Here is a 19,135-nt window from a genome sequence, read left to right on the forward strand (position 1 = left end):
ATCCTGACCCCGCACCCGAGATCAGCGCCAACGATGATTTCTTAAGCCTCGATCAGATCGGTTGATGACCGCCGTGGATCCGCAGCAGCTGCGCACCTTCGTCACCGTCGCCCGCCTCGCCTCCTTCTCGGACGCGGCGCGGGACCTCGGCTACACCCAGTCCGCCGTCTCGCAGCAGATCGCCGCGCTGGAGGCCGACCTCGGCACCGCCCTGCTGGTGCGCCGCCCGGTCGGCCCGACCGAGGCCGGGCGGCGGCTGCTGGAGCACGCCGCGCCGCTGCTGGTCCGACTGGAGGCGGCGCGCGCCGACGTCGCGCGCCTGGCCGGTGCACCGAGTGCCCGGCTGGTGCTCGGCGCCACCCCGCTGGCGGTCGGGGCGACCCTGGGGCGCGTACTCGGCGAAGTGCGCCGGGCGTACCCGAGGACGCAACCGGTGGTCCGGGTGCTCGCCCAGGACGTGCTCCCCGCGCAGGTCGCCACCGGCGAGGTCGACCTCGCCCTGGTCGACGGCCTCGCCGCGCCCAGCGACCCGCTGCCGCTGCCCGAGGTCGGCCCGCTGCGCACCGTCGCGGTGGACGAGCGGCCGATCGCCGTCGCCCTGCCCGTCGGCCACCCGCTGGCCGGCCGCGCCGGCCTCGCGCTGGCCGACCTCTCCGCCGCCCGCTGGCTGGACGCCCCCGACCTGGCCCCGCCGGTCGCCCGGCTGCGCGCGGCCGCGGGCGTCGACGGCTTCCGGCCCGCGACCCGCTACCAGGGCACCGACCTGTACGGGCTGCTCGCCCTGGTCGCCGCCGGGCACGGGCTCACGCTGCTTCCCGAACCGGTGCTCTCCGCCGTGCCCGGCGTCGCGTGCGCGCCGATCGCCGCGCCCCGGCTGGTGCACCGCACCGAGCTCGTCCACGGGAGCCTGCCGGAGGGGCCGGCGGCGCTGCTGGCGCGGCTGCTGGAGGGGGCTCGGGCGCTTCCGGCCTGATCGGTGGGGGTGCTCGGCGGTGCAGGGCGCTGCTCGGCGGTGCTCGGGGCTGTTCGGCGGTGCTCGGGGTGCTGGGCCGAGCTCGGCGGCTCGGCGATGGGAAATTCGGTTGCGGGGGCCGCCGGGAGCGATGAAACGATCACGCCATGAGCAGCAGCGACATCACCATCAGACGGGTACGGGCCGAGGAGTGGCGTCGAGCCAAGGAGATCCGGCTGGACGCCCTGCTGGACCCGGTCGCGGCGATCGCCTTCCTGGAGACGCACGAGCAGGCGGCCGCCAGGCCCGACGAGTTCTGGCAGGACCGCACCGCGACGGCCGCGGCGGGCTCCGCCATGGCGCAGTTCGTCGGCGAGGACGCGGACGGGCGCTGGCTCGGCACGGTCAACGCGCGGGTCGAGCACCCCGGCGGGCCGGGGGCCCTGGAGGGTGACGTCGTCGAGGTCGAGCAGACGCACGTCATCGCGGTCTACGTCCGGCCCGAGGCGCGGGGCACCGGGCTGGCGCAGGACCTGCTCCGGGCCGCCCGGGAGTGGTCGTGGTCGCTCACCGAACCCCGGATCCGGCGGGTGCGGCTGTTCGTCCACGAGGACAACGTCCGGGCCGAGGCGCTGTACGTCAAGGCCGGCTTCGAGCACTCCGGTGTGGTGCTGGCCGTGCCGGGCGCCGGGACGGGCCGGGAGGTCGAGCTGGCGGTGTGGCGGGACTGACCGCGCAGGGGTCCCGGGGGCCAGAGGCGGGCCCCTGGGCGGCGGTTGTGAAGACGGGGATCACCAGGCGTTCACGTCCTGGGTCTGACGGTCGTCGCGCGCACGGTGCTGTCATGAGCACAGTCGCCCGGCGAGAGGCCGGGCCGGCCCAGGAGACTTCCCCATGATGCTCCGTCACCGTCTGACCGTCGTCGCCACGGCGGCCGCCCTCGCCGCCGCCGGGCTCGCCGCCGGCACCGCGCACGCGGCCGCCAGAACCTCTGCCACGACCGCGAACTCCCGTACGCTCACGGCGAGTTGTTCGCAGGCGTACCTGCCGCTGCCCGACCCGGACTGCACCCCCGGTGCGTACAACCCGGACGTCACCCAGGACACCATCGGGCAGACCATCTGCGTCTCCGGCTGGACCGCCACCGTCCGCCCGTCGACCAGCTACACCAACAAGCTGAAGGTGCAGCAGATCGCGCAGTACGGCTACGCGGACACCAGCACCGCCGACTACGAGGAGGACCACCTCGTCCCGCTGGAGCTCGGCGGCGCCCCGCGCGACCCGGCCAACCTGTGGCCCGAGCCGCGCTACGGCAACCAGCCGGCGCAGAGCAAGGACTCCGTCGAGACCAAGCTCAAGAACGCGGTGTGCGGCGGCCGGGTGAGCCTGGACGACGCCCGCAGCGCCATCGCGAGCGACTGGACCACGGCGCTCAGCGTGCTGGGGCTGTGACGCTCCCGGGGCTGTGAGGCAGGCGCTCCGAGAGCGGGCGTGAATGAGCCGTCCGGCCCGTCCGGTCCCCTGTGCCGGACGGGCCGGACGGCCGTCTGTGGGGTGGTGCGGGCGCCCGTACGTACGGTGCCCGCTGTGGGTCAGTGCCCGCTGTGGGCCAGCGCCCGCCGTAGGGTCAGTGCCCGTCGCAGCCCGGCAGGGCCTCGCACATCGGCGCCGTCATGCCGGTGCCGACGTACTTGTCCTCGGGGCCTTCCAGGCGTCCTTGGGCTGGGCGCCGGCCTTGGTGGTGGCCCAGACGGACAGCTCGCTGACCGTGCCGCCGTCGGTGACCGCGTACTCGTGCAGGGTGACGGTGGTTCCGTCGGCCTGCGGGACGGTCAGGACGGCGGCGAAGTACGGCGCGTCCTCGGCGCTGTTGACCTTGACGGTCGCGCCGGGCGCGGTCTTGGCGCAGCCCTTGAGGGCGTCCGTCAGGCGGCCGTACGTCAGGTTGGTGGTCTGCTTGGTGCCGCTGCTGTGGGTCGGGTCACCCTCGAACAGCAGGGCCTGCTGGGCCGTCCAGCGGTCGCCGCCGAAGCCGACCGAGGCCTTGGCGGACGCGGTGCCGGCGAACATCCACTCGTCGTCCTTGGCGACGGCCGCGTGACACAGCTCCATGCCCTTGAACTGGATCGGGCCGGTGCCCGGCTTGGCGTTGGCCGCCAGCGGAGCGTAGTGGTAGGCCTCGTCCATCGGGATGCTCTTGGTGTCCATCCAGGCCTTGGCCGGGATGGCCTTGGCAGCCCCGCCGGTGCCGCCCGTGGCGGGTGCGCCGGTGGCGGTGCCGCCAGGGCTGCCGGCCGGGGCGGCGGTGGCGGAGGGGGCGGGCGCGGCGGTCTTGCCGGCGTCCTGGCCCCCGTCATTGTCCGGTCCGCAGGCGCTCAGCGCGCCCAGGCAGACGAGGGCTGCGGCGGCGGTGACCATTCGGGTGCTGCGCAACTGACGATTCCTCAGGTGTCCGGTGGCGTGGGCGGGGGTCGGTCGCGCTCCGGGCGCGGGCCGCGGGTGCGCGGTACCGTCCGTCCGTCCTCGCCGCCCGGTCACCGCGTGGTCGCGGGCACTCGGCATGGCTGTTCCTCCCCCGTTGTCGTGCGGCCGTCCGGCTCCTGGCTGCGCCGCCCTCCTCGGATATGAGGGGTGGTCAGAGCCGGTGCTGCGTCGACGGCGGTCGAAACTTATGCCACCGGACGGTCGGGAGCAAAGCGGGATTCCGGCGGATGCTCGCGCGGCGGGGCGGGTTGCAGGGGGCTGGTGGGGAACATGTGTGCGGGCACGTCGGGAGCTATGGGCGGCGTGCGGGGGTTCCGGCGGCGTGCGACCGCGCCTGCGCGCCGTCCGGAGGGGTCAATTCGCTTGGCTGGGGCGCCTGCTACGGGTCCGTACGGTGCTCCCGGCGGTGCGGGCGGGCGGGGTGCGGGTGGTTGCCGACACCAAGGCTTTCCCCCGGGCGGGCGGGGTGGCGGTACCTCGGCGTGGACACGGCGTAGACACGGCGTGGACATGCTAACTGGCGGGGCGGAGTTGCGGGTTGCGGACTGCGGGATGCGGGTTGCGGACGGCGGGGCGTTATGCGTGCGTCCCCGGGACGCCGAGTTGCTGGGCCAGCCAGGGCAGGGCCTGGGCGAAGGTCTCGGCGCCGGTCTGCCAGGTGTGCTTGCCGGAGCCGACGGCGGTGACCGTACGGATGCCGTCCTTGCGGGCGGCCGCGTCCAGGGCCTTGGCGGACTCGATCTGGCCGTGCTCCTCGTCGCCCTGGCCGAAGTACCCGGAGACGCCCTGGTACCGGGGGTGGTGGGCGAGTACGGTCAGCGGGTCGTGGGCCGCCCAGGCCGCTGCGTCGCCGCCGTACAGCTCCTGGACGGTGTGCTCCTTGTCACCGATGTACGGGCCCTTGTCGCCGGAGAAGTCCCCGAAGTGGGTGAAGACGCCCGGGTGTTCGACGGTGAGGTCGAAGGCGCAGGTGCCGCCCATCGACCAGCCGGCCACACCCCATTTGTGCGGGTCGGTGGCGGCGTTGAAGGTCTTCTGGACGAACGGCGGGATGTCCTTGACCAGGTGGGCCTCGGAGTTGCCGTGCGGGCCGTCCACGCACTCGGTGTCCACCCGGAAGCCGCCGGTGGCGTCCGCGAAGACCAGGATCGGGGCGAAGCCGTTGTGCTTGGCGGCGAACTCGTCGGCCGTCCGCACCGCATTGCCGGACCGGATCCAGTTGTCCGGTGCCGCGAACTCGCCGCCGATCATCTCCAGCACCGGCAGCTTGGGTCGGCTCTGGCTGCGGAACCACGCGGGCGGCAGGTAGACCAGCTCCTGGCGGTGGGCGAAGCCGCTGGCGGTGTCCGGTATGTCGACCTGCACGTTGCGGCCGGTCCTGGTCTTGCCGTGGATCGAGGCGAGCTCGGCGAGGGTGACCTGCTCCGGCAGCGGCTCCCCGCTGAGCTCGCCGACCGCGTCGCCCAGGGTCGGGTAGTAGCCGGTGGCGATGTTCACGCTGTTCGCGGCGGCGAACAGCGCCAGCAGCACGGTCGGCGCCACCAGCACCCGCCGCCACCACCGCGCGCCCCGCCAGCCGAACCCCAGCACGCACAACGCCGCGACCGCCACCCCGCCCCACAGCCACACCCCGAACGGGATCGGATCGGTGATCCCGCTCAGCGCCACCACGGCCACTGCCACGACGACCGTGACCGCCAGCGCCGTCCCCAGCGCGATCGGGCCCCACTTGCGTTGCCAGGCCCGGTCCCGCCGGATCACCGTGCCCAGGAGCAGCGCGAAGGCCGCGGCCTGGACCGTCCAGGGGAACCAGCCGTCGAGCAGGGAGACGTTCATACGGCCGGAGGCTAGGCGCGGGAGATGAGAGGGCGATTAGAGGCTGGGAGGACGCTGGAAGAGCGCTGTGAGCAGGAAGGGGACGCCGAAGCGGGCCGAGCTCGGGCTGTGGGCGACCATCGGGCGGATCTCCAGCGGCATGAAGTCACGGAAAATAGACCGGAGTTCGTCCGGGCTGTAGGCGAGCCCGCCTTCCAGTGCGCCGAGTCGGTACAGCTCCTCGTCCGGCCGCTCGGAGCCCATCGCCCCGGCGGCGAAGGCGGTGACGGCGAAGTGGCCGTTCGGTGCGAGGAGGCGGTCGAGGAGGGCGAGGTAGCTGACCCGGCGGTGCGGCGGGAGGTGATGCAGGCAGCCGGAGTCGTAGACCAAGTCGTATTGGGGGTGGGGGAGTTCGGCGTCGAAGATGCTCGCCCGGTGGAAGCGCAGGTTGGCGCTCGCGCCGGCCTCACGGGCGCGCTCCTCGGCCCAGGCGACGGCGGTGGAGGAGAGGTCGACGGCGTCGACCTCGAAGCCGGCGGCCGCCAGGTGGATCGCGTTCCGGCCGGGGCCGCAGCCGAGGTCGAGGGCGCGGCCCGGCCGAAGCAGATCGCGGTCGAGGTAGGAGACCAGGTTCTCGTCCGGCTTCGGCGCGAAGAAGGGGCGGTCGGCGGAGCGGTCCGCGTAGAAGCGGTCCCAGAAGGGTGCGGGGGGAGGGAAGAGGCCGTCGAGCAGGACGAGGACGTCCTCGGTGGTGCGGATGGTGCGGTTCATGGGACCGAGCGTAGGCGGGCTTGGGGGGCGAGTGCGATGGCTCGAAAACCCGCTGCAGGGTGGGCTGTTGAGCCCCCGAGCGCGGTGGCGGGCACGGGTCATTCGGGTCCGGGGTGGTGAGCGACCCCGCCCCTCTCACGGGCCGGGAAGGGCCGTTCCTGCACGGCGAGGGGATGGCCGGGAGGGGGTTGCGACATAACGTTTCGACCAAGGAGCCCGGCGGGGTCAGACGTTGTACCGGTCGTGCGGCACGGCGCGCTCCCAGACGGCCTCGAACGCCGAGCCGCAGAGCCTTACGGTCCCGGGGTCAGTGGTGACTTCGTGTCCGATGGGTGGTCACGGCCCGAGAATGCCGATGGGGTTGTCGGGGGTGTCCAGCCAGACCGTGTTCGTCTCCGGGGTCACCGTGAGGCCGTAACGCTCCAGTCCCGGACGGCCGTTGGAGACCCACGCCGTGGCTGCCGCCTCCAGCTCGGACCAGAGGGCGCGCGGGCCGCCCTGGAATGCGCGCCTGGTGCCGTCGGGCCGGCTCTCCAGTACCGCCCAGGAGCCGTCGGGGTGGAGGAACCACTGGCCGGTGACGTCGTCGGCCGTCAGGCGCAGGCGGGTCGTGCCGGGGAGGGCGATCTGGGCGCTCCACAGGAACGACGGGTCGGCGAGGGTGTCGGGATGGACGGTCGTGTCGAGGCCGGGGGCGTCGGTGCGGGCTCGGACGGCAGCACGCATGAGAGGGCCGATCGGGGGCCGGCGGGTCTCGCGGGAGAGCATGAACGAGACCTCGGAGTCGATGAAGCGGCCCTGTGCCACGCCGCCGTCGCCGCCTTCGCCGACGCGCAGTTTCAGGTAGCCGTACGCGTCCAGGCTGCCGACCAGCGACGCCAGGATGATCGCGCCGGGGCGTGCCTGGGCCAGCCACGGGGCCGGGACGTGGTCAGGCGAGTACGTCGCGATGATCCGGTCGTACGGCCCGTTCTCCGGGCTGCCCTTGGCGCCGTCGCCGACGATCAGGCGGGGGTGGTGGCCGAGGGAAGCGAGCCGTTCGCCGTCTGCGGCGGACAGGGCGGCATCGTGTTCGACGCTGGTCACGTACCGGTCGCCGAGCCGGGCGCAGAGCAGGGCGGTGGAGTAGCCGGTGCCGGTGCCGACTTCGAGCACGTTCGCGCTGTCGGGGACGTCGAGGTCTTCGAGCATCCGGACGACGACGCCGGGGAGGGTGGAGGAGCTGGTGGGAGTACCGGTGGAGGGGTTCCCGTTCGGCGGGGTGGCGCCGTGGTCGAGCTGGGTGACCCAGGTGGTGTTCTCGTAGGCCAGTTGTAGCCACCGCGAGGCGTCGGTGTCGCGGTGGACGACGGTGTAGCGGGTGATGCCGTCCGGGCCGTCCTCGGCGGTGAAGAACGCCGGTAGGAAGACGTGGCGGGGCACCGCAAGGACCGCCTCCCGCCACTGCGGGCTGCGCAGCGAGCCGTCGCGCGTCAGCTCCTCGGCGAGACGGACGCGCAGGCCGTGCGCCGTTTCGTCGGTCCCGCTCAGGGGGTCAGGCATGTGTGTGGCCCTTCTCCAGAAGATCCGCGATGGCGCGCGCGATGGGCACGCCGGTCCTGTGCTCGATCCACGACCACTGGCCGTTGGGGTTCACTTCGAGGAACCGCCATTCCCCGGTCGGGGTCACGATGAAGTCGAAGGCCCCGAAGACGAGTCCGAACTCGCGCATGAACGCAGACACGCGCTCGCGCACCTGGTCGGGGACGGCCGTCGGCCGGTAGGTGAGGCTCCTGTAGTCGGTGCGCCAGTCGATGCGGGCGGCCTCCGACCCGGCGTGGATCTCGACGGGGAAGAAGCGGTCGCCGACCACGGTCAGCCGGACCTCGTGCGCCTTGTCGATCCACTCCTGGAAGAGGTGGGCGCACAGCCGCACCGAGTCGTCCAGATCGGCGGGGTCGATGACCACGGTGTCCACAGGCGCGCCGAGGCTCTTGGTGATGACCGGGGCGCCGCCGAGGGCGGCGGCGAAATTCCGGCCCGCTGCAGGGTCGTTGGTGATGATGCTGCGCGGCGGATTCAGTCCCAGGCGCCGGGCAGCGGCGAGTTGCCACGGTTTGTGGTTGGCATCCAGGTCCCGCGCAGGGTGGTTGATCCACAGGCAGGGAAGAGCAACGGCGACACCGACGAACCCCGCCCGGGACTGGGCGGCGGCGAACCGCCGTCCAGCCTCGGACATGCCGTCAGGAAGCCGGAACTCCTCGGGCCTGCGGAAGTAGACCGAACGGACCCGGGACAGGTCGAGCGTGCGGTACCCGTTGTCGAGCACTCCAGCCCACTGGTCCTCCAGGGTCGCCGCCAGGGTGAGTTCGGTCGGGAACTCGGCGGTGTCGCAGCGGAACACCGGGACGCCCCGGTCGTTCAGGTGCTCGACCACCAGATCCGCAGTGGAGTCGAGGCGGTTCGTGAGAACCAGCACCGCCTCGCCGTCGGATTCCGTCACCTCGGTTCTCCTAGTAGAAGTCGGTGCCTTCGTCGTTCTTGCTGTCGGAGTTGGTGTTGCTGCTGGTCTCGCCGTGCGCGGTGTGCGCCCACGGGTTGCCGTCGGAGGTGACGGCGATCTGCAGCGTGTGGTCGTACGTGACGCCAGTGGCGTCGGCCGGCTCGCTGGTCTGGCGAGCGGCGAAGCGCATGGCGAACGGCTGCTGCGCCATGGAGGCGGTGGTCATGGTGGTCTCCCTAAGAATGTGAGGCGGTCCGGGAGGACCGGGTGTGGCTGATGGTGGTCTGCCGTCTGTGGCTCGAGAGGAATGGCCGCCCGGTCCTCCGGGACGCTCCGGCCGCTGATTGAGAACTGCGGTCATCGCTGGTTAGGGACCTGTCGGCGGAGTGTTCTTCGGGCCACGGAAGTGCTGGTCACGGTGGAACGGAGCGACGGGCTTGAGCACGTCTCACGAGCGGATATGGGTCGGCATCGACGCCGGCAAGGGGCATCACTGGGCGGTGGCGGTCGATGCCGACGGCGAGAGCGTGTTCTCGACGAAGGTGATCAACGACGAGTCGCAGATCCTCCAGCTGATCGAGACGGCCCGGGAGAAGGCCGGCGAGGTGCGGTGGGCGGTCGACATCTCCGGCCGCGCCTCGACGCTGCTGCTGGCCCTGCTGATCGCCCACGGCCAGCACGTCGTCTACGTGCCCGGCCGCACCGTCAACCGAATGTCCGGCGCCTACCGGGGCGAAAGCAAGACCGACGCCAGGGACGCGCGCGTCATCGCCGACCAGGCCCGCATGCGCCCGAAGGGCTTCGCCCAGCTGAGCACGCCTCCCGAGCTCGTCACCACACTCCAGGTGCTGACCAACTACCGGGCCGACCTGATCGCCGACCGGGTGAGGCTGATCAACCGGCTGCGTGACCTGCTGGTGGGCATCTGCCCGGCCCTGGAGCGGGCCTTCGACTACTCCGCGGCCAAGGGTCCGGTCGTCATGCTGACCGAGTACCAGACGCCAGCTGCCCTGCGCCGGATCGGCGTCAAGCGGCTGACCACCTGGCTGGGGCGCCGCAATGTCCGCGGCGCCGACGCCGTCGCTGAGAAGGCGGTGGACGCCGCGCAGTCGCAGACGGCCGAACTGCCCGGTGAGAAGCGGGCCGCGAAGCTGGTCTGCGACCTGGCCCACCAGCTCCTGGCCCTGGATGAGCGGATCAAGGACAACGACCGCGAGATCCGTGAGACCTTCCGCGCCGACGAGCGTGCCGAGATCATCGAGTCCATGCCCGGCATGGGCCCCATCCTGGGCGCCGAGTTCGTCGCCATCGTCGGCGATCTGTCCGGCTACCTGGACGCCGGCCGCCTGGCATCCCACGCCGGCCTGGCCCCGGTCGCCCGGGACTCCGGCCGCCGCACCGGCAACTACCACCGGCCCAAGCGCTACAACCGGCGGCTGCGCTGGCTGTTCTACATGTCCGCGCAGTCCGCGATGATGCGGCCCGGGCCATCCCGGGACTACTACCTCAAGAAGCGCGGGGAGGGGCTGTTGCACACCCAGGCCCTGCTCGCGCTCGCTCGCCGACGGGTCGACGTGCTGTGGGCGATGCTGCGTGACAAGAGGCTGTTCACCTCCGCCCCGCCGGTCACGCAGACGGATTGACACGATCATTGAGATTCCTCTCGTGCTCGATTCCGAGGGTGTCGCTCCGCGCCGTAAGGGGGAGAGCGACATGAGGAGACGGTAGGGATACGGTTACGTACGGTGCCACTACCTTGCACCGTCTTGCATGGATTCACCCGAGGGCAGTGAGAGCATCCTCGATGCAGGATTTCGCCGCCCGTCCGTAAACAGCCATCGAGGCAAGGATTCTGAACGCCCGCATGTAGACCGCGATCTCCCCAGGGGTGGTGATGGTGACGGCGGCGGAGAGCAGTTCAGCATTCACCTGTCGGTCGTCGAAGACGGAGAACGCTTCGAGTGGCCACATGAGGCGTGGCGCGCCGAACGGGATGACCCCGAGGCTGACCCGGGCCGCACCCATGATCTCCAGCAGGTACCGCAGTTGATCCTCCATGGCGACCTTGTCGCCAATCGGATAGCGCAGGACGGTCTCCTCTACCACCAGGGCGAAGGTCCGGGAGCCTTCGTGCAGGTAGCGGCTGCGCTGGAGGCGGCTCTCCACGGCGGCATCGACATCATCAGGCGTCTGCTGGAACTCGGTGATGGTGGTCATGAGGGCGCGCGCGTACTCACGGCGCTGCAACATCCCTGGGACGACGTTCGAACAGTAGACACGGATCTGCCGACTTCGCTCGACCAACGGCAGAACCGTCTCCTGGGCATGCTTCATGCCGGTTCGGTGCAGGCGCTTCCACTCGATGTACATCTCGTCGGCCTGCCGGTTGGCGGCTACCAGATCGGCGGCCTTGTCGCCCGCACCACAGGCCTCACACCACGCCCGGATGTCCGCGTCTGAAGGTGGTGTCTTGGCGTTGGCGATCCGAGAGACCTTCGATTCGCTCCAGCCCAGGACGAGGGCCAGGCCATGCCCAGTGAGTCCCGCGTCCGCCCGGAGTTCTCTCAACCGGGTTGCGAGGGCTTCGCGGGCGCTCTGGGCGCTGGACGAGGGAGAGAGGGGCATGGCCTGGTGGTCCGTCGATCACGCTCAGACGCTGTACTTCTCGTGGTCGATGCCCCGTGCCCAGACGGATTCGAAGGCGGAGGCGCACAGCTGCACCACGGCGGAGGCTTCCGTGTGCTGAGGTCCGAGGCCTCCCCCGAAGCCGTCGAACAGGTTGAACCGGGCGAGCTTCCGGTCGAACAGCCAGAAGTCGTTACCGGGGAGTGCGATGTCCGATGCCTGGCTTCGAGGGAGCCAGCGGACCAGCTCGCCGGCGGCCAGGTTCACGCTGGTGATGTGGTGTTCGTAGCGGATGTAGTCGCTCACCGGCTCCGAAACGATCCGGGCTCGCCGGACAACGACTCCGCGCGCGACCGAGTTGCGGATGGCTTCGGTCCAATCCCGCCAGTACTCCGAGTCGGGGTCAGTGTCGACAGGTTCACCGCGATGCCACCTGGTGAACTCGTCGGATTCCTCCGAGACCCCGTATTGGTCTCGCATCTCCAGGTGGACTGCCGAGTGATCGGCGGCGTTCAGCAGCTCAAAGAAGCTCGGAACCCTCTGCGACATCGCAAGCCTTCCTCAGGAGCGGCACAAGCCGTGCCGGGATTCGAATGACCGTCTCGTGAGCGGGGATCACGTTGTCGTGGTCGGGTCCGTGCCCGGCCTTCAGGACAGCAGTGATCAAGCCCTGGTCGGCCGTGTAGCTCTGCACGATCAGGTCGCCCTGCTCATCGTCCACCCATACGGTGGGACTCTGGTCCTTGCCCGTTTCGGGGTCGATTCCCACGAACCGTACTGCCATGACCACCCCTCCTGTCACGATGCGTGCGCGGCGATGCGTGCCTTGGTGATGCCAATCGTGGTGGCTCGGAACCAAGTTGTCAGGTGTTTGCCGCTTCCGCGCAGAGCAGGGCGGTGGAGTAGCCGGTGCCGGTGCCGACTTCCAGCACGTTCGCGCCGTCGGGGACGTCGAGGTCTTCGAGCATCCGGCGACGACACCAGGGAGGGTGGAGGAGCTGGTCGGCGTGCCGGTGGAGGGGCCTCCGTTCGGCGGGGTGGTCGTGCCGTGGTCGAGCTGAGTGACCCAGGTGGGGTTCTTCTGCACAGACCCGAACTCCCAGGGCGGCGTCGAGTGTGAGACGTTCCACGAGACTGACCGTGACTCTTGGATCGTGCAGCTCAAGAAGCGCGGACCGAGGGTTCGGGATCAGCTCATCGCACTGGCCGACGACGAGACGTTCGGGGAGATGTCCGGGCGGACCATGGATGTGTTCGTACGGAAGTACGTCAGGGAGCGCTGTGGAATTGATCTCGGCATCACGCCGACTTGAGCTGCTGTTCGGCGAGCCCGCTCAGGAGGTCCGGAAGCTTGAGCTGCGGGACTTCTACGAGGTAGATCGCCCGCTGTTCGAGGCGTGGCGCGCAGGCGACCGTGAGACGGTCGAGGAGACGATGGGCGGGCATCGTGGGTTCATGGCCGGGAAGGCCGCCCCCGGCTTCCCCTACCGGCGCGTGCGTGTCGTCTCCGAACCGCTCTCGGAGTACCAGCGGATGGCGATCGAGTTGGCCGACCCCGAGGAACTTCTCCGCTGGCTTCCCCGCTCTCTCGTGTCGGCGGTGCCGTTGCCGGGGAACGACTGTCTGATCCGGGATGACCTGGTGATCTTCAACCTCGTCGGGGGAGACAACCAGCAGACCGAGATCCAGCTCTCGACCGACCCGGACGTGGTCGGGTTCTGCAATGACGCGTTCGAGCGGGCATGGTCGCTCGGCGTCCCCAACGATAGTTACAAGCCCTGACGATATGTCGGACCAAGAGCCATCCGAGTCCGCGAAGCGCTTCCACTCGATGGACATGTCCTCGGCCTGCCGGTGGGCGGCCACCAGATCGCCTTGTCGCCGGCCACACAGGCCTCACAGCAGGCCCGAGATGAGCGCGCGCGACCGCCGGCCGAGAGCCACGGGGAAATTCGGTTGCCGTGGGCCGCCGTCTCGATGATGATCGCCCGCATGGACTTTTGATGACTGCCACGTAGTACGTACCTGTCGCGCGATCGACCTCGGAGCCTGACGACTCGGCCCCGGGGCGTTGGGTCGCGCCCCTCGTGAGCATCCGTCAGAGAGCGGGAGCCGCCGAGTGAGTTCGGCATGCCCTCCTGCTGAGTCCTGAAAGCACCCAACACACATGAATACCGACCGCAAGGCCCTGTGGGCCGTGCGTCAGTCCGCCCTGCCCGCCGTCATCCGGTCCTGCCCGGACTGTCCCGGCATGCGGCACCGCGCCTCGGGGAAGATCCGCGTCAACGCGAGCGGCAAGCTGCTCGACGTCTGGCTGCTGCTGAGCTGTGCGACGTGCAACCGGACCTCAAAGGTGCCCGTCCACGAACGCGTCCACGTCTCGACGCTGGAGCCGGCCCGACTGGTGGCGTACGAGACCAACGGCCCGGCAGCGGTAAGGGAGTTGGTGACGAGCACGTCGCTCGCGGCGAAGAACCGGTACCGGCTCGACTGGACCGGGACGTGGGAGCTGGAGGCCCGGATGCCGCTGTACGCGCTCGACGACCCGAACCCGCTCTCGGTGCAGGTGCGCTTCGAGCTGCCCGCGCCGGTCCGGGTGGAGCGGCTGCTCCAGCTCGGTCTCGGCGTGAGCCGGGCCGAGGTGCGCCGTCTGGTCGCGGACGGCCGGATCCGCCTGCCGTTCGCTCCGGACGTCAAGGCGCACCAGGACTTCGAACTCACCATCCACGGACCCGGTTCCGTCGATGCGGCCAAGCGCGCGAAGTCCCTCGATGTGCCCAACGCCGAACGCACCGACCTGGCTCGGATCGGGCTGCCGCCCGCACCCGGCCGGGAGCTCCCACGCCGGGCCACGGCGCACGCCTGGTAGTGCGTTGTTACGTGGAGCGCCGGGTCTGGGCAGGCTGGCGGCTCGGCGGTTCGCTGTCGGCGTGATTCCGGACGAACTGGCGCTGACACGTGATGAGTTGGCGGCGGTCGTGGCGGAGGTGTTCACTCCGCTGCGAACAGCCCCGACCTGACAAGGCACTACTGGTCCGCTGGGCGCTCTGGTGTGTCGTCGTGGCGCCGGCGCTCGGCAGACGGGCGGCCCCGCGTGGTGCGCGGGGCCGCCCGGGGGAGCTGCGTCAGAGGGCGGTGGGAAAGCCGTCGCAGCGGATGGCGGCGATGAAGGACTTCCAGGCCTCGGGGGTGAAGGCGAGGGCGGGGCCGGACGGGTCCTTGCTGTCGCGGACCGGGACGATGCCGCTGATGCCGTCGGCAATCTCGATGCAGTCGCCGCCGGAGGGGTTGCTGTGGCTCGACTTGCGCCAGGTGATGGGAAGTTCCGAGGCGACCTCGATGCAGTTTCCGCCTTCGCCGCCGCTGTGGCTGCTTCTGCGCGATGTCAGGTCAGCTGACACGTGGACTACCTCCTGAGGCGACCAGTTGGTGGTGGGCTGCCCCGCGCGGGGCGGGGCAGCCCACGGTACTGGGTCAGTTGGTGGTCGGGAACTCGTCTGCTCGGATGCCGGCGATGAAGGACTGCCAGGCCTCGGGGGTGAAGCCGAGGGCAGGGCCGGACGGGTCCTTGCTGTCGCGGACCGGGACGATGCCGGTGATGCCGTCGGCGACCTCGACGCAGTCGCCGTCGCCGTTGCTGTAGGTGCTCTTGCGCCAGATGGTTTCGTGGGATTGATCTCTCATATGCCGTACTCCTCTGCGACGTTTCTCAGCCGGGTGATGGCCTTCTCGGGCTGTACTGATGAGGCCATGAGTCGGTGAAATACGTCTTCGTGGCGAGCGATCTCGGCCTGGTCCTCGACGTACGTCTTGCTGGTGATGGTCTCGGAGTAGACGATGCTGCCCGGGATGTCGCTGAAGAAGAGGATCGAGAACGATGCACCCATGGAGGCGTGTGCACCAGCCGAGAAAGGGAGCACTTGCACGGTGATGTTCGGGCGTTCTTCGGCCAGGTCGGCGATGTGTCGTAGCTGCTCGGCCATGACGGCGTTGCCGCCGACCGGGCGTCGGATGGCGGCTTCGCCGATGATCGCCCAAATCTGAGGCGGGTCTTGGCGATCGAGGATTCGCTGTCGCTCCATCCGTAGAGCAAGTCTGCGTTCGATCTCGCCGGCTGACTCCGTGGGCTGCATCGATCGCATCACATTCCGCGCATACGCCTCAGTCTGCAATAGTCCTGGAAGGAGTTCACACTGAAACGTGAGAATCTTCGTGGCGTCAGACTCGAACCCCACGTACGCCCGGAATCGTTCCGGGACCGCCTCGCCATAGGCGTGCCACCAACCCTGTTGGCGGCTCTGGCGGGTCAGGCTGAGGAAGTGCTTCACCTCATCGGGTGAAGTGACGCCGTAGTGAGCGAGCAGTCTTGCGGCGTCGCGCTCTTGTAGTGGTACCAAGCCGCTCTCGATGCGACTCAGCTTCGAGGCGGACCAACCCAGCGCGGCGGCTACGTCCTTGGCGTTCAGCTCGCGCGATGCACGCAACTTGCCAAGCTCGCCGCCGAGCCTACGCCGCAGCACGATCGGACTGCCCACGCGTCACACTCCCTGGCTGTTCGCTTCCTTGCATAGTCTGCCACCCCTTCGAGGGCCGAATCCTCGCGCTAGATCATGCAATTGCTCGACGGAAGCAGTTGCATGCAATTGCTTCGCGGGTGCATGCTACAGGGAGTAGTCCGGCGGATCGCCTGAGTGATCAAGATCGGATCTGCGGCCGGGCATTCTCGTGCCTTCGCCCGGCCCCTGCATGGCTTCAACCCCGCACCTTGGAAGGTGAATTCGCCATGTCTTCCTCCACCTCCTCCACGATCTGGCTGCCGCGCAGCCGTCGCGCTCCCGTCGAGGCCCGGCGCCGCCTCTCCGCCCTCCTTGCCTCCGTCCCGGACGGGGAGCGGTACTGGGACTCCGGGGCGCTGGTCGTCTCGGAGTTGGTCACCAACGCCGTCCTCCACGGGACGCCGCCCGGCTATCTCGTCTACCTGGCGCTCGACGTCGACTCCACCCGCCTGCGTGTCGAGGTGCACGACGTCCGGCGGAACCGCAGGCCCGTGCTCGTCGCGCCCGGCGTCACCGTCGAGGCCGGGCGCGGGCTCCAGCTGGTCAAGTCCCTGTCGCACAAGTGGGGTTGCTGCCCGCGGGAGCCGCGCGGCAAGATCGTCTGGTGTGAGGTGGCCGAGTGAGGGCCGATCACGACATCCTCATCGAGCTCCCTGGCCTCAAGCCGCCGGCGGTCCGCACGCTCAACGCCGACACGCTCGACCGGATCTGGGCGTCGATCTGCCACCTGCCGATGTCCCGCTCCCAGCACTACGTCCTGGAGTACCGGCTCACCGGATCCTGCGCCAAGCGCAACGTCATCCGCGACCTCGCCGCCGAACCCGTCCTCGCGCTCGCCGTCGGAGACCGCGAACTCCGCATCAGCTGGGCGAACCCCTCCGGGGAGCCCGCATGACCGACCGCCTCCGGGACTGGTGGTTCCTGCACTGCTCCCGCACCCGCCTCGCCCGCCTGTTGCGCGCCGAACGTCGGCGCCTGGACGCCGAGTTGGCGGGGTGGCTTCCGGAGGCGTCGGCAACCGTCCGGCGGCGCGTCCTCGCCGCGATCGACGATGACCGTCGAGCGCGACGGCGGCCTTCCCCCTGCGTGCTAGGTTTGAACACGTTCAAATAACTGAACGCAGGGGGGATCCATGACTGTCGTGCCGACGAGCGCACGTGTGCTGGCCGCGCTGGCAACCGCGGTCTGCCTGTGGCCGCTGGTCACCGTGACGATGACGTTCGGGGTCGGCGGATCGATCCTGCACGTGATCGCGGCAGTCAGTGCCGCCGCCTGCGCCGTGCCGGTGTTCTACCGCGAGCAGGGCCCGTTCCGGATCGCCTGTGCCGCGGCCGGCGCCGTGGTCGCGGTCGCCTCGCTCCCGCTGCTGTTCGTGGGCAGCCTCGCCGCGGTCGGCCTCGGCGGCTGGTCCGTGTTCCTGGTCTTCCTCTTCCCGACGGCCGCCATCCCCGCCCTGATCGCCGCCTTCCAGCGGGCACGCGGCCGCCAGTTCGGGCTCGTGGCGGCCGCGTTCGGCTGGTTCGCCGCAGTGGCGTCGGTGGCCGGCTGGGTGCTGACCGTCTCCTTCGTGGCGGCCTGGCACCTGCCGGCCTGACACGTCAGCCGGCGAAGTGCTCCCGGAGCGCCGCCAAGCCGGAGGTGAAGACGCCGTGAACCTGCTCGGTGGACTCCTTGTGGTGCTCGGCCGCGACGTCGTAACTCGCGTTCCACTCCACGAAGCTGGCGTTCAGCTCGGTGATCGGGGTGACCCTGAGGGTGGCCCGGTAGTTGTCGAAGTGGAACGTCCCGTCGGGGAAGCTGTAGGTGTGGCTGCGGGCCTCCTCGTCGTAGGCGAGCAGGGTCTCGTACAGCACCGTGCCGTCGAGGTCGAACACCCGCACCGAGCCGATCGCGTTGCCCGGCAGGTCGTTGCCGGGCGTGCTCTCGGGCAGGTGCGGGTGCCAGTGGCCGAGCCGGTGGAAGTCCCCGATCAGCTCCCACACCTGATCGGCCGGGGCCTCCACCACCGTGCTGACCTTCGTTTCCGCCATGGTTCCTTCCGTCCTTCCTGGTGGTCCGTCAAGACGGAACCATCCTCCGGTCCGGATCGGGCCGGGCGCCAGACGGCGTGCGGTCGTGATCGGGGACATCCGGGTCGGGCTGGTGTCAGCCCCAGGTGCCGGTGATGGGCTGGTCGCCGGGGTTGCCGAACTTGATGGTGTGGTCGACGTTGGCTGCGGTGTTGGTGCTCGCCGCGCCGAGTCCGGTGGCGCCGATGCCGAGGGCGGCGGGCGCGGCCACGGAGCGTATGGCGAGTCGTTACGTACGGGACATGGATGGGTTTCCTCCGAGTCGGAGCGAGTGGATTGCTGTGGCGGCCGCGCGGATGAAGAGGGTCGATCCGCATCGGGGCCGCGCGCCCGTAGAGGTCAGGGCGCTTCGCGGGCGGCCGAGGCGGTAATCCGCACAGGCCGCGGGTACTTCGCTGCTGTGCTTCTCGGGTCCTGACGGCGGCGAACCGTTGGGGCGGACGCCCGTACTGCTCTCAGGACCAGCCGGTGTCGCCGGCCGGGGCCGAGCGGCCGATCACGGTCCCCCCTCTCCGGGGTTTTGCCGGATGAACGCCCGTACGTCCTCGACCACGGTCCGCTGCCGGACGTCCCGCGCCGGCGCGGACCCGGCGTCGAGCTCCCGGGCGAGCCGGGCGGCCACCAGGTCGACCAGCACCGCTCCGAGGCGGGACGCCTCGGCCGGCTGGAGGTCGGCGGCCCGCCGGTCCAGGCCGAACAGGAACTCCGCACGGGCGCTGGTCGCCTCGCATTCCCGCGTCCGCCTGATCGCCTCCCGCCACTGCTCGAAGCGATCCTCCGGCCGGGTGCCGGCCTCCTGGACCGTGCTCCCACGTCCCACTGTTCCTACTGTTCCCACGGACAATCTCCACCTCCTCCAGGCAACTTCCGGTCCGGCTTCCGATGTGCTTCCGGTCAGCGGTGGACCAGTAGGCGCAGAAGACGGACGTAGGGGCTTCGCCGGGCGGGGGTGGCGACCGCGCCCCCGCACGCCCGTACGGCCCGGTCGAGGGCTTCTTCGAGCAGAGCGTCGTGCAGCCGGCGGAAGGCGAGGGGCCAGGTGAGCCGTGCCGGGCCGCGCAGCCGCATGGCGATGGTGTGGCGCAGCCGTGAACCGCCGTCCGCGGGGTCGACGGTGAACTCGTGGAACCCGTGGAACCCGCGCGGCGCGCTGAACCGGAACCGCACCCACCTGCCCGGCAGGTACTGGACGACCTGGTAGCGGACCGGCCCGTGTCCGCCGGAGGCGCCGACCGCGAGCGGGCCGTCGAAGCGCATCCGGGGCCAGTCGGGCGCGGGCCAGAGCCGGTCGTCTGCGCCGGCCAGGCCGTCGATGAGCTCGCCGACGGCCTCCGCCGGGGCCGGGATGCTGCGTTCGTGGATGTTGAGCACGGCCATGCCG

The 19,135-nt window shown here is 70.3% G+C and carries 27 protein-coding genes and 1 pseudogene; 10 read left to right on the top strand and 18 right to left on the bottom strand.

All coding sequences use genetic code 11. The features are described from left to right. Positions 1-64: 64 nt before the first annotated feature. The 3 genes from CRP52_RS24625 to CRP52_RS24635 all read left to right on the top strand — a co-directional run bounded on the left by CRP52_RS24625 (position 65) and on the right by CRP52_RS24635 (position 2,404). A complete protein-coding gene (locus CRP52_RS24625; protein WP_097238380.1) occupies positions 65-973 on the top strand; it encodes a LysR family transcriptional regulator in 909 nt (302 codons plus the stop codon). Between the two features lie 146 nt (positions 974-1,119). Then, entirely contained in the window at positions 1,120-1,683 is a 564-nt protein-coding gene (locus CRP52_RS24630) for a GNAT family N-acetyltransferase (protein WP_097238381.1), read from the top strand. Positions 1,684-1,846: 163 nt separating this feature from the next. Beyond that, positions 1,847-2,404 (top strand): hypothetical protein, encoded by a 558-nt coding sequence (locus tag CRP52_RS24635; protein ID WP_218893111.1) that lies wholly within the window; start codon positions 1,847-1,849, stop codon positions 2,402-2,404. 219 nt (positions 2,405-2,623) lie between these two features. Here CRP52_RS24635 and CRP52_RS24640 read toward each other — a convergent pair whose 3' ends face one another. The 7 genes from CRP52_RS24640 to tgmA form a co-directional block, all read right to left on the bottom strand. Then, positions 2,624-3,385 carry a hypothetical protein gene (locus CRP52_RS24640; protein ID WP_143685820.1) on the bottom strand — a complete coding sequence of 254 codons (762 nt, stop codon included), beginning with the start codon at positions 3,383-3,385 and terminating at the stop codon, positions 2,624-2,626. Between the two features lie 627 nt (positions 3,386-4,012). Further along, positions 4,013-5,272 (bottom strand): alpha/beta hydrolase, encoded by a 1,260-nt coding sequence (locus tag CRP52_RS24645; protein ID WP_097238383.1) that lies wholly within the window; start codon positions 5,270-5,272, stop codon positions 4,013-4,015. Between the two features lie 36 nt (positions 5,273-5,308). Beyond that, positions 5,309-6,022 (bottom strand): class I SAM-dependent methyltransferase, encoded by a 714-nt coding sequence (locus tag CRP52_RS24650; protein WP_097238384.1) that lies wholly within the window; start codon positions 6,020-6,022, stop codon positions 5,309-5,311. A 225-nt stretch (positions 6,023-6,247) separates the two neighbouring features. Further along, complete coding sequence (locus CRP52_RS40870; RefSeq protein WP_373560572.1) at positions 6,248-6,352, bottom strand: DUF6879 family protein; 105 nt, start codon at positions 6,350-6,352, stop codon at positions 6,248-6,250. A gap of 6 nt (positions 6,353-6,358) precedes the next feature. Further along, positions 6,359-7,564 carry an ATP-grasp peptide maturase system methyltransferase gene (gene tgmC / locus CRP52_RS24655; RefSeq protein ID WP_097238385.1) on the bottom strand — a complete coding sequence of 402 codons (1,206 nt, stop codon included), beginning with the start codon at positions 7,562-7,564 and terminating at the stop codon, positions 6,359-6,361. Further along, complete coding sequence (gene tgmB / locus CRP52_RS24660) at positions 7,557-8,504, bottom strand: ATP-grasp ribosomal peptide maturase (RefSeq protein WP_257032834.1); 948 nt, start codon at positions 8,502-8,504, stop codon at positions 7,557-7,559. Before tgmB ends, tgmC begins: the two co-directional genes overlap by 8 nt. Before the next feature lie 10 nt (positions 8,505-8,514). Beyond that, positions 8,515-8,730: a putative ATP-grasp-modified RiPP gene (gene tgmA / locus CRP52_RS38460; protein ID WP_121175359.1), complete on the bottom strand. Its 216-nt coding sequence runs from the start codon at positions 8,728-8,730 to the stop codon at positions 8,515-8,517. 211 nt (positions 8,731-8,941) lie between these two features. On the opposite strand from tgmA, the gene CRP52_RS24670 reads away from it, so the two are divergent. Next, entirely contained in the window at positions 8,942-10,147 is a 1,206-nt protein-coding gene (locus CRP52_RS24670) for an IS110 family transposase (RefSeq protein ID WP_097238387.1), read from the top strand. Between the two features lie 133 nt (positions 10,148-10,280). On the opposite strand, the gene CRP52_RS24675 is transcribed toward CRP52_RS24670, so the two are convergent. The 4 genes and pseudogenes from CRP52_RS24675 to CRP52_RS24690 all read right to left on the bottom strand — a co-directional run. Next, positions 10,281-11,129 carry a helix-turn-helix domain-containing protein gene (locus CRP52_RS24675; protein WP_097238388.1) on the bottom strand — a complete coding sequence of 283 codons (849 nt, stop codon included), beginning with the start codon at positions 11,127-11,129 and terminating at the stop codon, positions 10,281-10,283. A 24-nt stretch (positions 11,130-11,153) separates the two neighbouring features. Further along, entirely contained in the window at positions 11,154-11,678 is a 525-nt protein-coding gene (locus tag CRP52_RS24680) for a DUF6879 family protein (RefSeq protein WP_097238389.1), read from the bottom strand. Further along, a complete protein-coding gene (locus CRP52_RS24685) occupies positions 11,650-11,913 on the bottom strand; it encodes a hypothetical protein (RefSeq protein ID WP_097238390.1) in 264 nt (87 codons plus the stop codon). The genes CRP52_RS24680 and CRP52_RS24685 overlap by 29 nt, the downstream gene beginning before the upstream one ends. A 100-nt stretch (positions 11,914-12,013) precedes the next feature. Next, positions 12,014-12,195: pseudogene (locus CRP52_RS24690) on the bottom strand (ATP-grasp peptide maturase system methyltransferase); the annotation flags it as partial. Here CRP52_RS24690 and CRP52_RS37735 point away from each other — a divergent pair. The 3 genes from CRP52_RS37735 (at position 12,191) to CRP52_RS24700 (ending at position 13,998) form a co-directional block, all read left to right on the top strand. Then, positions 12,191-12,442, top strand: coding sequence for a hypothetical protein (locus CRP52_RS37735; RefSeq protein ID WP_143685821.1), 252 nt, complete (start codon positions 12,191-12,193; stop codon positions 12,440-12,442). The pseudogene CRP52_RS24690 and the gene CRP52_RS37735 overlap by 5 nt on opposite strands. Next, a complete protein-coding gene (locus tag CRP52_RS24695) occupies positions 12,411-12,911 on the top strand; it encodes a DUF6879 family protein (protein WP_097238391.1) in 501 nt (166 codons plus the stop codon). Before CRP52_RS37735 ends, CRP52_RS24695 begins: the two co-directional genes overlap by 32 nt. 385 nt (positions 12,912-13,296) lie before the next feature. Next, on the top strand, positions 13,297-13,998 hold the full coding sequence (locus CRP52_RS24700; protein ID WP_097238392.1) for a DUF1062 domain-containing protein: 702 nt from the start codon (positions 13,297-13,299) through the stop codon (positions 13,996-13,998). A gap of 256 nt (positions 13,999-14,254) precedes the next feature. Here the strand turns inward: CRP52_RS24700 and CRP52_RS24705 are convergent, their stop codons facing one another. The 3 genes from CRP52_RS24705 to CRP52_RS24715 form a co-directional block, all read right to left on the bottom strand. Continuing rightward, positions 14,255-14,530, bottom strand: a complete 276-nt coding sequence (locus CRP52_RS24705) for a DUF397 domain-containing protein (RefSeq protein WP_097238393.1) — start codon at positions 14,528-14,530, stop codon at positions 14,255-14,257. Between the two features lie 73 nt (positions 14,531-14,603). Then, on the bottom strand, positions 14,604-14,813 hold the full coding sequence (locus tag CRP52_RS24710; RefSeq protein WP_097238394.1) for a DUF397 domain-containing protein: 210 nt from the start codon (positions 14,811-14,813) through the stop codon (positions 14,604-14,606). Continuing rightward, the gene (locus CRP52_RS24715) at positions 14,810-15,664 is read right to left on the bottom strand and encodes a helix-turn-helix domain-containing protein (protein WP_097238395.1); all 855 of its coding nucleotides are present in this window, start codon (positions 15,662-15,664) and stop codon (positions 14,810-14,812) included. Before CRP52_RS24715 ends, CRP52_RS24710 begins: the two co-directional genes overlap by 4 nt. A gap of 248 nt (positions 15,665-15,912) precedes the next feature. Here CRP52_RS24715 and CRP52_RS24720 point away from each other — a divergent pair, with 248 nt between their 5' ends. From CRP52_RS24720 to CRP52_RS24735, 3 genes are all read left to right on the top strand, one after another. Continuing rightward, positions 15,913-16,308, top strand: a complete 396-nt coding sequence (locus CRP52_RS24720; protein WP_107474904.1) for an ATP-binding protein — start codon at positions 15,913-15,915, stop codon at positions 16,306-16,308. Then, the gene (locus tag CRP52_RS24725; protein WP_097238396.1) at positions 16,305-16,580 is read left to right on the top strand and encodes a hypothetical protein; all 276 of its coding nucleotides are present in this window, start codon (positions 16,305-16,307) and stop codon (positions 16,578-16,580) included. The genes CRP52_RS24720 and CRP52_RS24725 overlap by 4 nt, the downstream gene beginning before the upstream one ends. 237 nt (positions 16,581-16,817) lie before the next feature. Then, positions 16,818-17,279, top strand: coding sequence for a hypothetical protein (locus CRP52_RS24735; RefSeq protein WP_143685822.1), 462 nt, complete (start codon positions 16,818-16,820; stop codon positions 17,277-17,279). A gap of 4 nt (positions 17,280-17,283) precedes the next feature. On the opposite strand, the gene CRP52_RS24740 is transcribed toward CRP52_RS24735, so the two are convergent. From CRP52_RS24740 to CRP52_RS24750, 4 genes are all read right to left on the bottom strand, one after another. Beyond that, the gene (locus CRP52_RS24740; protein WP_179852910.1) at positions 17,284-17,715 is read right to left on the bottom strand and encodes an SRPBCC family protein; all 432 of its coding nucleotides are present in this window, start codon (positions 17,713-17,715) and stop codon (positions 17,284-17,286) included. A 115-nt stretch (positions 17,716-17,830) separates the two neighbouring features. Continuing rightward, positions 17,831-17,965, bottom strand: coding sequence for a hypothetical protein (locus CRP52_RS39815; protein ID WP_257032836.1), 135 nt, complete (start codon positions 17,963-17,965; stop codon positions 17,831-17,833). 285 nt (positions 17,966-18,250) lie between these two features. Continuing rightward, entirely contained in the window at positions 18,251-18,574 is a 324-nt protein-coding gene (locus CRP52_RS24745) for a hypothetical protein (RefSeq protein WP_097238400.1), read from the bottom strand. 74 nt (positions 18,575-18,648) lie between these two features. Continuing rightward, on the bottom strand, positions 18,649-19,131 hold the full coding sequence (locus CRP52_RS24750) for an SRPBCC family protein (RefSeq protein WP_097238401.1): 483 nt from the start codon (positions 19,129-19,131) through the stop codon (positions 18,649-18,651). Between the last annotated feature and the right edge of the window lie 4 nt (positions 19,132-19,135).

It is taken from the genome of Streptomyces sp. 1331.2 (assembly GCF_900199205.1).
Lineage (GTDB): Bacteria > Actinomycetota > Actinomycetes > Streptomycetales > Streptomycetaceae > Kitasatospora.

Bases quoted from the DNA above. Each gene is read 5' to 3' on its own strand.
- CRP52_RS24625 (WP_097238380.1), top strand. From the start codon at position 65: ATGACCGCCGTGGATCCGCAGCAGCTGCGCACCTTCGTCACCGTCGCC.
- CRP52_RS24630 (WP_097238381.1), top strand. From the start codon at position 1,120: ATGAGCAGCAGCGACATCACCATCAGACGGGTACGGGCCGAGGAGTGG.
- CRP52_RS24635 (WP_218893111.1), top strand. From the start codon at position 1,847: ATGATGCTCCGTCACCGTCTGACCGTCGTCGCCACGGCGGCCGCCCTC.
- CRP52_RS24645 (WP_097238383.1), bottom strand. From the start codon at position 5,272: ATGAACGTCTCCCTGCTCGACGGCTGGTTCCCCTGGACGGTCCAGGCC.
- CRP52_RS24650 (WP_097238384.1), bottom strand. From the start codon at position 6,022: ATGAACCGCACCATCCGCACCACCGAGGACGTCCTCGTCCTGCTCGAC.
- tgmC (WP_097238385.1), bottom strand. From the start codon at position 7,564: ATGCCTGACCCCCTGAGCGGGACCGACGAAACGGCGCACGGCCTGCGC.
- tgmA (WP_121175359.1), bottom strand. From the start codon at position 8,730: ATGACCACCGCCTCCATGGCGCAGCAGCCGTTCGCCATGCGCTTCGCC.
- CRP52_RS24675 (WP_097238388.1), bottom strand. From the start codon at position 11,129: ATGCCCCTCTCTCCCTCGTCCAGCGCCCAGAGCGCCCGCGAAGCCCTC.
- CRP52_RS24680 (WP_097238389.1), bottom strand. From the start codon at position 11,678: ATGTCGCAGAGGGTTCCGAGCTTCTTTGAGCTGCTGAACGCCGCCGAT.
- CRP52_RS24685 (WP_097238390.1), bottom strand. From the start codon at position 11,913: ATGGCAGTACGGTTCGTGGGAATCGACCCCGAAACGGGCAAGGACCAG.
- CRP52_RS24700 (WP_097238392.1), top strand. From the start codon at position 13,297: ATGAATACCGACCGCAAGGCCCTGTGGGCCGTGCGTCAGTCCGCCCTG.
- CRP52_RS24710 (WP_097238394.1), bottom strand. From the start codon at position 14,813: ATGAGAGATCAATCCCACGAAACCATCTGGCGCAAGAGCACCTACAGC.
- CRP52_RS24720 (WP_107474904.1), top strand. From the start codon at position 15,913: ATGTCTTCCTCCACCTCCTCCACGATCTGGCTGCCGCGCAGCCGTCGC.
- CRP52_RS24735 (WP_143685822.1), top strand. From the start codon at position 16,818: ATGACTGTCGTGCCGACGAGCGCACGTGTGCTGGCCGCGCTGGCAACC.
- CRP52_RS24740 (WP_179852910.1), bottom strand. From the start codon at position 17,715: ATGGCGGAAACGAAGGTCAGCACGGTGGTGGAGGCCCCGGCCGATCAG.
- CRP52_RS24750 (WP_097238401.1), bottom strand. From the start codon at position 19,131: ATGGCCGTGCTCAACATCCACGAACGCAGCATCCCGGCCCCGGCGGAG.